The organism is Halorubrum trapanicum, assembly GCF_002355655.1.
GTDB classification, from domain to species: domain Archaea; phylum Halobacteriota; class Halobacteria; order Halobacteriales; family Haloferacaceae; genus Halorubrum; species Halorubrum trapanicum_A.
Window position 1 is genome coordinate 2558801 of sequence record NZ_AP017569.1, and the last position, 12269, is coordinate 2571069.

12 protein-coding genes are annotated in these 12269 nt (G+C 70.2%); 3 read left to right on the top strand and 9 right to left on the bottom strand.

The features are described from left to right. Positions 1-60 precede the first annotated feature (60 nt). A complete protein-coding gene (locus CPZ01_RS12455; RefSeq protein WP_096395554.1) occupies positions 61-870 on the top strand; it encodes a response regulator in 810 nt (269 codons plus the stop codon). A 14-nt stretch (positions 871-884) separates the two neighbouring features. Here the strand turns inward: CPZ01_RS12455 and CPZ01_RS12460 are convergent, their stop codons facing one another. The 8 genes from CPZ01_RS12460 to CPZ01_RS12495 form a co-directional block, all read right to left on the bottom strand. Continuing rightward, positions 885-1688: an isopentenyl phosphate kinase gene (locus CPZ01_RS12460; protein WP_096395556.1), complete on the bottom strand. Its 804-nt coding sequence runs from the start codon at positions 1686-1688 to the stop codon at positions 885-887. After that, a complete protein-coding gene (gene mvk / locus CPZ01_RS12465) occupies positions 1685-2701 on the bottom strand; it encodes a mevalonate kinase (RefSeq protein WP_096395557.1) in 1017 nt (338 codons plus the stop codon). Before mvk ends, CPZ01_RS12460 begins: the two co-directional genes overlap by 4 nt. A 66-nt stretch (positions 2702-2767) precedes the next feature. Continuing rightward, on the bottom strand, positions 2768-3793 hold the full coding sequence (locus tag CPZ01_RS12470; protein ID WP_096395558.1) for an AbrB/MazE/SpoVT family DNA-binding domain-containing protein: 1026 nt from the start codon (positions 3791-3793) through the stop codon (positions 2768-2770). 1 nt (position 3794) lies between these two features. Next, complete coding sequence (gene phoU, locus CPZ01_RS12475; RefSeq protein WP_096395560.1) at positions 3795-4466, bottom strand: phosphate signaling complex protein PhoU; 672 nt, start codon at positions 4464-4466, stop codon at positions 3795-3797. Between the two features lie 4 nt (positions 4467-4470). Then, complete coding sequence (gene pstB, locus CPZ01_RS12480; RefSeq protein WP_096395562.1) at positions 4471-5406, bottom strand: phosphate ABC transporter ATP-binding protein PstB; 936 nt, start codon at positions 5404-5406, stop codon at positions 4471-4473. Positions 5407-5411: 5 nt separating this feature from the next. After that, positions 5412-7040, bottom strand: a complete 1629-nt coding sequence (gene pstA, locus CPZ01_RS12485; protein ID WP_096395565.1) for a phosphate ABC transporter permease PstA — start codon at positions 7038-7040, stop codon at positions 5412-5414. After that, entirely contained in the window at positions 7040-8173 is a 1134-nt protein-coding gene (pstC, locus tag CPZ01_RS12490) for a phosphate ABC transporter permease subunit PstC (RefSeq protein WP_096395567.1), read from the bottom strand. Before pstC ends, pstA begins: the two co-directional genes overlap by 1 nt. A gap of 150 nt (positions 8174-8323) precedes the next feature. Further along, positions 8324-9565: a PstS family phosphate ABC transporter substrate-binding protein gene (locus CPZ01_RS12495; protein ID WP_096395569.1), complete on the bottom strand. Its 1242-nt coding sequence runs from the start codon at positions 9563-9565 to the stop codon at positions 8324-8326. A 208-nt stretch (positions 9566-9773) separates the two neighbouring features. Here CPZ01_RS12495 and CPZ01_RS12500 point away from each other — a divergent pair, with 208 nt between their 5' ends. Together CPZ01_RS12500 and CPZ01_RS12505 are read left to right on the top strand one after the other, a co-directional pair. After that, positions 9774-10700, top strand: a complete 927-nt coding sequence (locus tag CPZ01_RS12500) for a halo transducer protein (protein ID WP_096395571.1) — start codon at positions 9774-9776, stop codon at positions 10698-10700. A 96-nt stretch (positions 10701-10796) separates the two neighbouring features. Then, positions 10797-11378, top strand: a complete 582-nt coding sequence (locus tag CPZ01_RS12505; protein WP_096395573.1) for a mechanosensitive ion channel domain-containing protein — start codon at positions 10797-10799, stop codon at positions 11376-11378. 80 nt (positions 11379-11458) lie between these two features. On the opposite strand, the gene rpsB is transcribed toward CPZ01_RS12505, so the two are convergent. Next, on the bottom strand, positions 11459-12256 hold the full coding sequence (rpsB, locus tag CPZ01_RS12510) for a 30S ribosomal protein S2 (protein WP_096395575.1): 798 nt from the start codon (positions 12254-12256) through the stop codon (positions 11459-11461). Positions 12257-12269 lie beyond the last annotated feature (13 nt).

Below are 12269 nucleotides of genomic sequence, written 5' to 3' on the forward strand. Positions count from 1 at the left end.
CGCCCGCGGCGGCTGCGAACTTGGCAACATGCTTATAGCTGGTCGTCGAACGCTTCGACGATGGCAGACCGAACCGCGTCGACCGACCGGATCCGCGTCCTCCACGTCGAAGACGACGAGGCCTTCGCCGACCTCACCGCGGCGCACTTCGAGCGACTCGCCGCCGACATCCGCCACGAGGCGGTCGGCTCCGTCGCGGCCGCGCGTCGCCGGTACCGCAGCGAGTCGTTCGACGCGATCGTCTGCGACTACGACCTCCCCGACGGCACCGGAATCGACCTCCTCGAACACGTCCGAGACGTCGACGAGGACCTGCCGTTCGTCCTCTTCACCGGGAAGGGTAGCGAGGAGGTCGCGAGCGAGGCCATCTCGGCCGGCGTGACCGACTACCTTCAAAAACGCGGCGGGAGCGACCAGTACGAGGTCCTGGTCAACCGGATCCGTAACGCGGTCGACCGGTACCGGTTGGTGCGGCAGGTCGACCGCACCGTCGAGGCGCTCAACGCCGCCAGCGAGCCGATAGGTATCCTCGGCGCCGACGGCACCTACCTGTTCGTCAACGAGGCGTACGCGTCGGTGTACGGCCGTACTCCCGCCGAGATCGTCGGCAAACACTGGGAGGCGTTCTACCCCGACGAAGAGGTCGAACGGTTCACCGACGAGATCCTCCCGCGCGTGACGGCCGAGGGGCACTGGAACGGCGAGGCCGTCGTCTGCGGGCCGGACGGCGGTCTAGTCCGCGAACGCCTCGCGCTCACGCACACGACCGACGGCGGCCACGTGTGTATCATCCGGCGAGCGGAGCCGATCGAGGAGGCCTCGGCGGACGCCCCGGGGTCGAGCGCAACCGATCCGGACGGCGCGGACTGAGCGGCGCGCCCGAGTCAGTCGATCCGGGTTCCGGCGCCCTCGCCGCGCAGGAACGGCGCCAGCCCGTCGGCGCCGAACACGTACGCCGGCGCGCCGAGCGCGAGCAGTTCTCGCACCTTCGCGGCCATGCCGCCGGAGACGTCGGTGGCGTCGCTCGCGCCGAGCGCGTCCGCGACCGCGTCGAAGTCGTCGATCTCGGCGATTACGTCCCCGTCGCCGTCGAGGACGCCGGGGACCGTCGAGCAGACCCCCACGCGACGCGCGCCGAGCCCCGCGGCGAGCTCGACGACCAGCTCGTCGCCCGAGACGACCGTCACCCCGTCGCCCGCCGTCGCCACGCCGTCGCCGTGGAGGACGGGGACGAACCCCTCGCCGAGCAGCGTCGCTGTCGACCCGAGCGGGAGGTCGAGCCCGCCGTCAGCTCCCTCCGGTCGCGCCGCGAGCGACAGCGGGTGGACGGGCACCGCCGGCACGCCGCGCTCCCGGAGCCGTTCTAACACACGCGCGTTCAGCCGCTTCATCGCGCCGTGGACCGCGGCCACCGCGTCGGCGTCGCGCGTCCCGTCGCCCGTCGACACTCCGCGCTCGCTGGCGTGGTGGTGCCCGAAGCTCCCGCCCCCGTGAACGACGACGAGCCGGCCGACGTCGCCGGCCGCGAGCGCGTCGGCGACGGCGTCGCAGGCGGCGTCGAGCGCCGCCTCGTCCAGCGTCTCCGGGCGGTCCTTCTCGGTGATCAGGCTCCCGCCGAGCTTGAGGACGACGGGGGGTGCGGCGTCGTCAGCGGCGTCGGCGTCGAGATCGGCCTCGCCGCCCGTCACGGCTCCACCACCCGGACGCCCTCGGTCGCCAGCTCGGCGCGGAACGCCTCCTCACAGCCCTGCGTGAACGAGAGGGCGGTCTCCGTCGCGTCGCTCTCGTCGAGCGCGACGATGCAGCCGCCCCCGCCGGCGCCGGTGAGCTTCGCGCCGTGCGCGCCCGCGTCACGCGCGGCCCATACCATCGCGTCGAGCGACCGCGCGGAGACGCCGAGCGCGGCGAGTAACCCGTGGTTGAAGTCCATCAGCTCGCCCAGCCCCGCGAGCAGCTCCGGCTCCGGGGCGCTCTCCGGGTCGGCGTCGGCGAGCAGCCCCTCGCCCGTCCGGACGAGGTCCCCGACGGACTCGACCGTGTCCGCGGCGAACTCGTGTTCCTCGCGCAGGGCGCGGACGCCGGCGACCAGTTCGCCGGTGTCGCCCGCGCCGCCGTCGAAGCCGACGACGAACGGGAGGTTCGGGGCGTCGATCGGCTCGCAGTCGTCGCCCTCGACCCGCACCGCGCCGCCCATCGTCGAGCAGAAGGTGTCGGCGCGGGAGGCCTGTCCGTCCTGTACTTCGAACTCGGCCTGATACGCCCGCTCCGCCAGTTCGCGTCGGTCGAGCGGCTCCCCGAGCGCGCGGGTCGCGGCGTCGATGCCCGCGACGACCACGGCCGCGGACGAGCCCAGTCCCGCGCCCAGCGGGATGTCGCTCTCGACGGTGATGTCGAAGCCCGCGTCGGGCGCGTCGGCGGCGTCCCGCGCCTGCTCGACGGCCGCGTCGACGTACCCCATCGCGGCCTCGACGAGCGGGGTCGGCACGTCGACGTCGGGGCGGTCGCCCGTGCCGCCGGCGTACTCCACCGTGAACCCGTCCAGAGAGAGGTCCTCGGCCTCGACGCGCACGTGGTCGTCCTCGCGGGGCTCGGCGCGCACCGTCGCGCGTCGCTCGATGGCCGCCGGCACCGCCGGCTCGCCGTAGACGACGGCGTGTTCGCCGAAGAGGTACACCTTCCCCGGCGCTTCGCAAACGGTCATACGGCGACCGTCGCTCCGCGGGCTTACAGTCGTTGCGCTTGCCGAGTTCCGGCCCGCGGCGAGGGGTCACTCCTCCGTTCGACCCGGATCGCGGTCGCGGATCGTCTCCCGGCACCGGATCGCACGGCGCAGTCCGATCTCCGCCACGTCCCCGCCGCACTCCGCGGTCCGCCGCAGCGAGCGCGAGACGCGACGGAGCTCCGCCGCCCCCTCGCCCGCGTCGTCCAGCCCCCGGTCCAGCGCGTCGATCCGGTCGCGAGCCCGGGAGAGGTCGCCGATCGCGCTCCGAGCGACGTCGGCGCCCTCGTCGCCGAGGGCGACGCTCACGCCGTCGGACACGACCTCCCGGACCGCGGCGCCGACGTCGCGACACGTCTCCAGCCGGGGCTCCGACGGCGGGGCGTCGAGCGACGCCGCGGCGTCGCCGATGTCCGCCGCCGCGTCGCGGAAGCGGCACAGCTCCCGCATCGCCGTCCACGACTCGAACAGCTCCGGCCGGGTCGTCCCGAGCGCGTCGACCTCGCCCAGGTCCGCCATGCCGCGGGAGACGGAGCGGTCGATCATCGAGGCGAGGCGGTCGACCTGCCCGTCGCGAGAGCCGATCGGCGACGAGTCGGGAGGCGTCGCCAGCGCCTCGACCGCCTCGCGGTGTATCGAGCGCACCGTGAACGCCAGCTGTCGGAGTGACTGGCTCACGGAGACCTCCCGCGAGTCCAGCATGATCCGGACCGTCGTCGCGGTCTCCGACTCCGCGGCCACGGACATCCCGATCCGGTCGCGGGCGACCCGCTCGACGACGCGCCGTTGGTCCGAGGTGATCGGCTCGTCTCGTTCGAGCGTGACCTCGCGCGCGCCGGCGGCGTAGGCCGCTCGCAGCGCCCGCGCTATCACCTCCGGGTCGGCCGACTCGATCCGGGCGACGGGCGGCTCACAGTCCTCGCCGTCCCCGGTCTGGACCGCCAGCACGCCGTCGATGTGGTCGTGGAGCGTCACGCTGTCGCCGGACGTGACGCCCTGCGACTCCGCCCACTCCTTCGGGAGCGAGACCGTGTACGTTCCGTTTCCCACGGTCTGTACCTTTCGTGACTCCATCTCAGTAGAGCAGCTCCGGGTCGTTTTCGATCATGTAGAGGGTGCGCGCCGCGATGTTGACGGCGTGGTCCGCGACCCGTTCGAGGTCCCGGACCGTCAACAGCACCCGCGATACGTCGTCCAACACCCGCTCGACCTCCCACCCGTCCCCGTCGCTTCCCGCGATAAGGTCGCGGGTGACGCTCTCGCTCGCGCGCTGACAGAGCGCGTCGACCTCGTCGTCGTCGGCCGCGACCGCCCGGCACGCGGCCGCGTCCTCGGTCTCGTACGCGGCGAGGCTCCGTTCGAGGAGTGCGCGCGCCGCCTCGCCGATCGCGTCGAGCTGTACCTCCGGCGAGAGCGTCTCCGTCGCGGTGCGGAGGTAGTTGGCGAGGTTGACCGCGAGGTCGCCGATCCGTTCGAGGTCGGTGACGATCTTGAACGAGGCGGTGACGAACCGGAGGTCTCCGGCGACCGGCTGCTGGAGCGCGAAGAGGTCGACGCAGCGGTCCTCCAGGCGCAGGTACGTCTCGTTGATTTCGGCGTCGGCCTCGACGACCGACTCCGCGAGCGACTCGTCGCGGCGTTCGACGGCGTCGAGGCTCCGTTCGACCTGCCCGGTCACCTGATCGCCCATGGCCAGCACGTCCGAGCGGAGCTCGTCGAGCGAGTCCCGGTACTGTTCTCGGGGCATGGGATCACCCGAACTTGCCGGTGATGTAGTCTTCGACGCGCTCGCTGTGGGGGTCCTCGAACACCTGGTCGGTGTCGCCGTACTCGACCAGCTCGCCGCCCGTGAGGAAGACGGCGGTCTGGTCGGATATCCGGGCCGCCTGCTGCATGTTGTGCGTGACGATGACGACCGTGTACGTCTCCGAGAGGTCGTCGATCAGGTCCTCGATCTTCGCGGTGGCGATGGGGTCGAGCGCCGAGGCCGGCTCGTCCATCAGGATGATCTCCGGGTCGACCGAGAGGGCGCGGGCGATACAGAGGCGCTGCTGTTGCCCGCCCGAGAGCCCGAGCGCGTTGTCGTCGAGGCGGTCGCTCACCTCGTCCCACAGCGCCGCGTCGCGCAGGCACCGCTCGACGAGCTCGTCGCGCTCCTCGGCGTCGCTCCGGTTCAGCAGCCGGGCGAGGAGCCCCGTGTCGAGGTCGCCGTGCTTCTTCGGGCCGTAGGCGACGTTCTCGCGGATCGACTTGGGGAACGGGTTCGGCGACTGGAACACCATCCCGACCCGCTTCCGGAGCTCGACGAGGTTGACGCCGTCCTGGTAGATCTCCCGGCCGTCAAGCTTCACCGACCCGTCGACCCGCGCAGAGCTGATGCGGTCGTTCATTCGGTTGAGACACCGGAGGTACGTCGACTTCCCGCAGCCGGAGGGCCCGATCAGCGCGGTGACGCTCTGCTCCGGTATCTCCATCGAGACGCCCTTCAGCGCGTGGTCGTCGCCGTAGTGGACGTCGAGGTCCTCGACGGCCATCTTTGCCTCGCCCCGGAACTCGTAGTCGGTCCACTCGTCGCGGGTCCGCTCGGCGGTCTCGCCCGTCGTCGTGGTCGGCGAGCGGTCGTCCGTCGGTGCGGTGTCTGTCGTCGCGGTCTCCGTCTGCGTCCGTGGGGTAGTGTTCTCGCTCATTGGGTTCAGGTGTGCTTGAGGCGCCGCCGGAAGTAGTAGCGCGTCGCGATGCCGATCGCGTAGAAGGAGAGGACGACTAACAGGAGGACCAGCGCCGTCGCCCAGCGGAACTCGTCCGCGTTGCCGACGTTGCTGCTCGCGCCGACGCCGGCCGAGATGAGGGCGTACAGCTGGTACGGGAGCGCTGAGGTCGCCTGGAGGAGCTCCGGGTTCGCGACGAACGGCGGCGTCGACGTGAACCGGAAGCCGCCGATGACGTTCGCCGTCTGCGAGCCGGTGACGAACGTCCCGCCGGCCATCGTCAACAGGATGGGCGCCGTCTCGCCGGCGATCCGACCGACGCCGAGGATGACGCCGGTGACGACGCCCGGGAGCGCAGCCGGCAGGACGACGCTGCGGATCGTCTGCCACTTCGAGACGCCGAGCGCGGCGCTCGCGTCGCGGTACTCGTCCGGCACCGAGAGCATCGCCTCGCGGGAGGTGATCACCACGAGCGGGAGGAGCATGAACCCGAGCGTGATCATGCCCGAGAGCAGCGACTTCCCGTTTCCGAACCGCGGGACGAGGAAGGCGAACCCGAACAGCCCGAAGACGATGCTCGGGGTGCTCCACAGCCCGTTGGTCGCGACCTCGACGACCTGCGTGAACCGGCCGCGGTCCGCGTACTCGGTGAGGAAGACGGCCGCCCCGACGCCGAGCGGAACCGCGAGCGTGACCGCGCCCGCCACGAGCCAAATCGTGCCGACGATCGCGGGCAGCACGCCCTGGAAGTCGTTGAAGAGGGCGACGCCGTTCATCACGAACGGGACCGAGACCGGGAGCGCGACCGACACGCCGAGGATCGACGTCGTCGGCCCGCTCCCGAACCCGAGCTCGGCGCCGTTCAGAAGGCCCGGGACCCCTTGAACGACCACGAAGGCGACGAGGATGAACAGGAAGGCGACGATCGAGAGCGCGTTGAGGTAGACGAGCACGTACGCGCCCATGTGTCGCCCGCGAGCCCCGAAGCCGCCGTACGCCTTCGCCGACGCCCAGCCGCCGTACAGCGCGCTGAACAGCGTCGACGCGGGGATGAGGAACTCCGCGGTGATCGCGGCCTGCTGTTCCCAGTCCAGCTCCCACGCCCACTCCGGGCCGACGACGCCGGTCAGGAACACGAGCCCCGTCAGCGCGAGGAGAGTCCCCAGCGGGAGCGTCGACCCGAGGTCCTCCCGCGGCAGGACGGTGAGCGCGAACGCGACGCCGCCGGCGGCGATGCCGGCGACGACGCCCGCGGCCGTGCCGAGCCCGAGCGTCTGGCTCGCGACGCCCCCGCCGACGACGACCCACGGGACGGCGGCGCCGAAGCCCGCGATGAGCCCGGTACTCGGGTCCGGGTCCGTCTCGACGTAGCCGAGGCGCGACCCGGCCCCGAAGGCGACCACCGCGACGCCGAGGGCGGTCAGGAGACCGCCGAGCAGCGTCACGGTCCGGACGCCGAACAGCGAGCCGGTGAGGCTGACGCGCTCGAACAGCGCCGCGACCGCGAGGGCGAACAGGACCGCCGAGAGTCCGACGGCCACGCCCGCGACGGCGTCCGTCTCCGTGGTCTCCGACTCGACCAGCTTCGCGTCGGTCTCGCTGGCACCGGCCATCAGACCTCACCCCCGAGCCGCTCGTGCATCCGCCATTCGATGTACTGCGCGCCGATCGAGATGACGAGGACGGTAACGAACAGGATGACGCCCGCGACGAACAGGGCGTCCATCTGGAGCCCGTCCGCCTCGCCGTAGTTCCGCGCGATGATCGAGGTCAGCGTCTCCTGCCCGTAGAAGACGTTGACGAGCGGGTCCGTGAGCCGCGGCACGCCGCGGAGCATCACCGTCGCGGCCATCGTCTCGCCGATGGCGCGGCCGACGCCGAGCAGGACCGCGGCCGACACGCCGGAGAACGCGGCCGGCAGCGTGATCGAGGTCATCGTCTGCCAGTCGGTGGTGCCCATCGCCAACGACCCGCTCTTCATCGACTCGGGGACGCTGCTCAGCGCGTCCTCCGCCACGGAGACGACGGTCGGAAGCGCCATCACTCCGACGACGATGCCGACGAACAGGTACGACCCCTGTCCGGTCGTTTGGAACTGGTCTGAGGCCCACGGGCCGAGCACGGTGAAGCCGATGAACCCGTAGACGATCGAGGGGATGCCGGCGAGGATCTCGACGCCGGGCTTGACGACCTCGCGGACGGTGGCCGGAGCGATCTCCGAGAGGAAAAGCGCCGCGGAGACGCCGAGCGGCGCGGCGACGGCCGACGCGATGAGCGTCACCATCACCGTGCCGTGGATCATCGGGACCATCGAGTAGCGGATCGGCGGCGAGACCGCGTCCCAGTTCGGCTGGATGAACATTCTGAGCCCGGGGACCGTGATCCCGAACACCGTCGCGCTCTCGTACCGGATCACCGGGATCGACTCCCGGAAGATGAACACGATGATCAGCCCGAGGATGAGGATGGTCGACACCGTCATCATCAGCGCGATGACGTACGCCGTCTCCTCCTGGTACCGGAACCAGCCGACCCCCGCGGCGGTGAGGAAGACCACGAAGGGGACGATAGTCAGGTTCGAGACGGCCAGGAACCCGACGAGCGTACCGAGCAGCGACAGCGTCATCACGGAGATGATCGCCAACGCGGGCGGTTCGGTCTCGTCGGCGAACTCCCTGAGCCGCCTGAGCTGCGCGCCCAGCGCGTCGATCGCCCGTCTACCCGGGGCAGTTAGTACCGATGGCATGTGTCTGGTATCGAAAGCATTCGCGTTTTGTGTGTCGTAGAAGCGATATTGGTGTCGTGTGTGAACGCCGACGGCCGCGAGGAAACGGGCGGTGGCGGGGGCCGGTCGGCGCGACACGCTCCCCTCGGGCGGCGGACCTCGGTCGTCGGGCTACGGCGAGAGGAGCTCTTCCGTCGCGACCGCCGAGACCTGGTCTTTCATCGACTGGAGGTCGCTGGTCGGGAGCGGGATGTAGTTGTTCCCCTCGACGAAGACGGTCTGACCGTACTCGTTGAGGAACATGTTGACGAACGCCGCCTCGCGCCGGTCGTAGCCGCCGCCGTTCGGGTTGTCCTCCTCGATGAGCGTGTACATGTGGAGGTCGCGGTTGAGCGGGTACTCGCTGTCGAAGATGGTGTTCTCCGCGTCGCGGCTGGTCTCGTACAGCGTGCCGTCGAAATTGATGGCGATGGGAGTGACTTCCGGCCCCGTGAACGCCAGCGCCATGTACGCGATGGCGCCCTCGTTCTGAGCGACCGCCTGTGCGACCTGTTGGTTCTGTCCGAAGCGCGTGGCGACGCCGGGCATCGGAGCGTCGGCGCTGCCGAGCATGTTCAGCCGGAACGAGGTGTCTGTCCCGGACCCCTCGGCGCGGCCGATGACGTAGATCTCCTGGTCGTAGTCGACGCCGTCGATCTGGTTCCAGTTGGTGATCTCGTCCTGGTAGATCCCGCGGATCTCCTCGCCGGTCAGCTGAGCAACGCCCGCGTCCGCGACGTCGGAGCTGACGACGACCGGCTGGCCGTCGCGGCCGACGACGTTGTCGACCACCGTGTTCTGCGCCTTCTCCTCGCTCCAGTCCAGTTCGGCCGTGATCGGACCGGAGGAGTTGCCGATGTCGACGAGCCCCTCGGTGACCGCCTCGCAGCCGGTCCCGGAGTGGCTCAGGCCGACCGTCGTCGGGAACGGCGGGGAGGAGCGCTGGTCGGTCGGCTCGAAGCCGAACTTCGAGGCGAAGTAGTCGGCGAGGAGCATGTCGTCCGCGCCGTCGGACGCGAGCTCGTCCCAGCCGGGAACCGAGCTCTCGTCGTTCGCGCCCCAGTACTCACCGTCGCTCGGCGGCGCGTTGGAGTTCCAGTACGAGCTCCCCGTGTTCGAGATCGGGTACACCGTCGAGGAGCCCTCGGCGTTGAGCAGCGCCGTGTTCGGACCGGAGCCGCCGTCGGAGTCCCCGTCGCCGCCGGAACTCCCGTCACCGCCGTCGCCGCCCGAACCGCCCGATCCCCCGTCGCCGCCGTCGCCGCCGTCGCTTTGACCGCTACAGCCCGCCAGTCCCGCGGCCCCGAGCGCTCCGGACGTGATGAGAACTTTCCGCCGCGACACGCCGCCGTCGACCCAGTTGCGGTCTGACATCGAGTGGAGGGACAGCGCGATCTATTAAACGGGTTTATATTTTTGATATATCTGTATCTATGGCCGGGGTGTGCGCCCGGTAACGCTCGTATCGATCATAGCTAAATAAATATCATATATAGTCCCATATAGCGCTCTCATAGGCTCTATCCACCAAATTACGATTCTGACCGAAGGTATAACACCGGCGTGTCGAGTACCGGGACGCATGGCCGGACCCGTGGTGGACGACGTTTCAGTCGACGTACTAATCGACGAGGTCACCGACCGAGCGGACGAGGGGCCGGAGTCGATCCGCCGTCGGCTCGACCCCTTCGTCGACGACGGGACCGTGACGGCCGCGGCGTTCGAATCGACCGTCACCGACGTGTCTCAGATCCTCGCGACCGCCGAGACGCGAGTCGACCTCGCGACGCGCGCCCACGAGGACGCGACTGACGCCGCCGCCGAGGCACCCGACCTCGACGTCGTCGACGTCCGCAGGCGGGCGTTCGGGGCGCGCCTCGACGACCTTCGGGAGGACGTGGAGGCGCTCGGAGACGACCTCCGGGCAGCGAGGGCGGACCCGGACTCCCCGATGGCAGTGTACCGCGCCGCGACCGACCTCCACGAGGTCACGACCGGCGCACAGGATGTCGTTCGGGTCGCTCACGACCTCGAGACCGAACTCGAGGCGTTCGAGGCGTGGCTCAATTCGGCCAACCGCCGCCACGACGCGCTCGTGGACGAGGTCGAGGCCGCCGAGGAGTCCGTCGACTCGATCGCTGAGGCCGTCGAGGCGCTGCGGGCCGCCGACGAACCCGACCCGGAACGGCGGTTCGACGCGGGCGTCCAGGTGCGCGTCCTCGACCTCGTCGTCGCCGACCTCCGCGCCGAGGCCGAGGACCTCCGCGCGTGGGCCGAGCGCGACGGCGCCGACTTCCCCGACGGCGTCGAGACCCGGATCGACGACCTCGCGGGCGAGGTGACGACGGTCGCCGAGGCGCTCGCGGACGGCATGACCCCCGGCGGCGAGTTCGGCGACCGACTCGACGCGCTCGACGCGGAGCTATCGGCCGTCGAGCCGCCCGTCGCCTGGGGACTCGTCGACGAGACGGTCGCGGAGGTGCGGGAAGTCCCGTCGACTGAGAATTGACGCGGCGACGGGGACGCGGCCGACTGGACTGCCGAGTGTCGACGACGGACTCGCCCGTCCCCCACCTTTTCACCGCGGACCCGCGTTCGTCCCGGTATGACGCAGATCCCGTCGCTTCTGACGCGGTCGCTGTCGAACTTCGTCGAGGGGTTGGCCGTCGCGATCCCTCGACTGCTCTCGGGGCTGGTGTTCCTCGCGTTAGCCTACGTCACGGTCCGGATCGTCCTCCCGGTCGTCCGGCGGTCGATCGATCGGCTCTACGTCGGCGACCGCGAACTGGTGGGCGACCTCATCGTCACGCTCGTCTCGATCTTCCTGTGGTTCGGCGTCGCGCTCACCTTCCTGAAGGTCGTCGGGATGGGCGACATCGCGGCGAGCCTCGGCACCGCGGTCGGATTCATCGCGCTCGGCGTCTCGTACGCGCTCTCCGAGATGATCGAGGACACGGTGGCGGGCGTCTACCTCCTCCGCGACCCGGACTTCAACGTCGGCGACCGCGTCGAGGCCAAGGGCGTCACCGGCACCGTCGCCGCCATCGAGCTCCGGAAGACGCGGATCGACGCGGACAACGGCGACCGGATCGTGATGGCGAACCGCGAGATAGAGCCGCGCTGGACCCACGACGTGCCCGAGGAGGCTGACGCTTCGGCGGCCGACGACGCGGCTACGGGCGAATAGCGACCCTCTGGCATTGCGTCGAACGCCGCGGCTGGACGAGAGTGAGTACTGAAAAGTAGAACTCGACGTCGAAAACCGACTTACAGTTCGTCCTCGAAGTCTTCGAGGGCGAACACCGTGTCGGCGCCGCGGCGGTCGAGCGTCTCGTTGGCGAGGAGCCAGTAGACGACCGACAGCGCGCGGCGACCCTTGTTGTTCGTCGGGATGACGAGGTCGACGTTCGACAGCTGGTTGTTGGAGTCGCACATCGCGATCACCGGGATGCCGACGGTGATGGCCTCCTTGACGGCCTGCGCGTCGCCGATCGGGTCGGTAACCACGACGACGTCCGGCTCGATGTAGCCGGCGTAGTCGGGGTTCGTCAGCGTGCCCGGGATGAAGCGCCCGGTGCGGGCGCGGGCGCCGATGGCGTCCGCGAACTTCTCGGCCGGGAACCGGCCGTACTGCCGCGAGGACGTGACGAGGATCTGCTCGGGGTCGTAGTTCTCGAGGAAGTCCGCGGCCGTGCGGATCCGCTCGTCGGTGAGGCTCACGTCGAGGACGTACAGCCCGTCGTCGCGGACGCGGTGGATGAACCGCTCCATGTCCTTCGTCTTCTGCTGGGTCCCGATGTGGACACCGGCGGAGAGGTAGTCCTCGACGGGGATCAGCAGGTCGACGTCGTCGTCGGGCATGACGTCGTCGTCGAACGGGGAGGCCTCCTCCTCGTCGGCGTCGTCGCCCTCTGCGGTCGCCTCGTCGGTCTCGCCGGCGGCGGCCTCGTCGGCCGCGGCGGCGGTCGGTTCCTCGGTCGTGTCGGCCTCCTCCTCGACCGCCGCGTCGACCGCCTCGGTCTCCGCGTCGTCGTCGAGTTCGACCGCGTCGTTGTCTTCGCTCATGCGTGGTGTGGGC

Bases quoted from the DNA above. Each gene is read 5' to 3' on its own strand.
- CPZ01_RS12470 (WP_096395558.1), bottom strand. From the start codon at position 3,793: ATGGAGTCACGAAAGGTACAGACCGTGGGAAACGGAACGTACACGGTC.
- CPZ01_RS12500 (WP_096395571.1), top strand. From the start codon at position 9,774: ATGGCCGGACCCGTGGTGGACGACGTTTCAGTCGACGTACTAATCGAC.
- CPZ01_RS12505 (WP_096395573.1), top strand. From the start codon at position 10,797: ATGACGCAGATCCCGTCGCTTCTGACGCGGTCGCTGTCGAACTTCGTC.
- CPZ01_RS12455 (WP_096395554.1), top strand. From the start codon at position 61: ATGGCAGACCGAACCGCGTCGACCGACCGGATCCGCGTCCTCCACGTC.
- phoU (WP_096395560.1), bottom strand. From the start codon at position 4,466: ATGCCCCGAGAACAGTACCGGGACTCGCTCGACGAGCTCCGCTCGGAC.
- CPZ01_RS12495 (WP_096395569.1), bottom strand. From the start codon at position 9,565: ATGTCAGACCGCAACTGGGTCGACGGCGGCGTGTCGCGGCGGAAAGTT.
- mvk (WP_096395557.1), bottom strand. From the start codon at position 2,701: ATGACCGTTTGCGAAGCGCCGGGGAAGGTGTACCTCTTCGGCGAACAC.
- pstA (WP_096395565.1), bottom strand. From the start codon at position 7,040: ATGGCCGGTGCCAGCGAGACCGACGCGAAGCTGGTCGAGTCGGAGACC.
- pstB (WP_096395562.1), bottom strand. From the start codon at position 5,406: ATGAGCGAGAACACTACCCCACGGACGCAGACGGAGACCGCGACGACA.
- rpsB (WP_096395575.1), bottom strand. From the start codon at position 12,256: ATGAGCGAAGACAACGACGCGGTCGAACTCGACGACGACGCGGAGACC.
- pstC (WP_096395567.1), bottom strand. From the start codon at position 8,173: ATGCCATCGGTACTAACTGCCCCGGGTAGACGGGCGATCGACGCGCTG.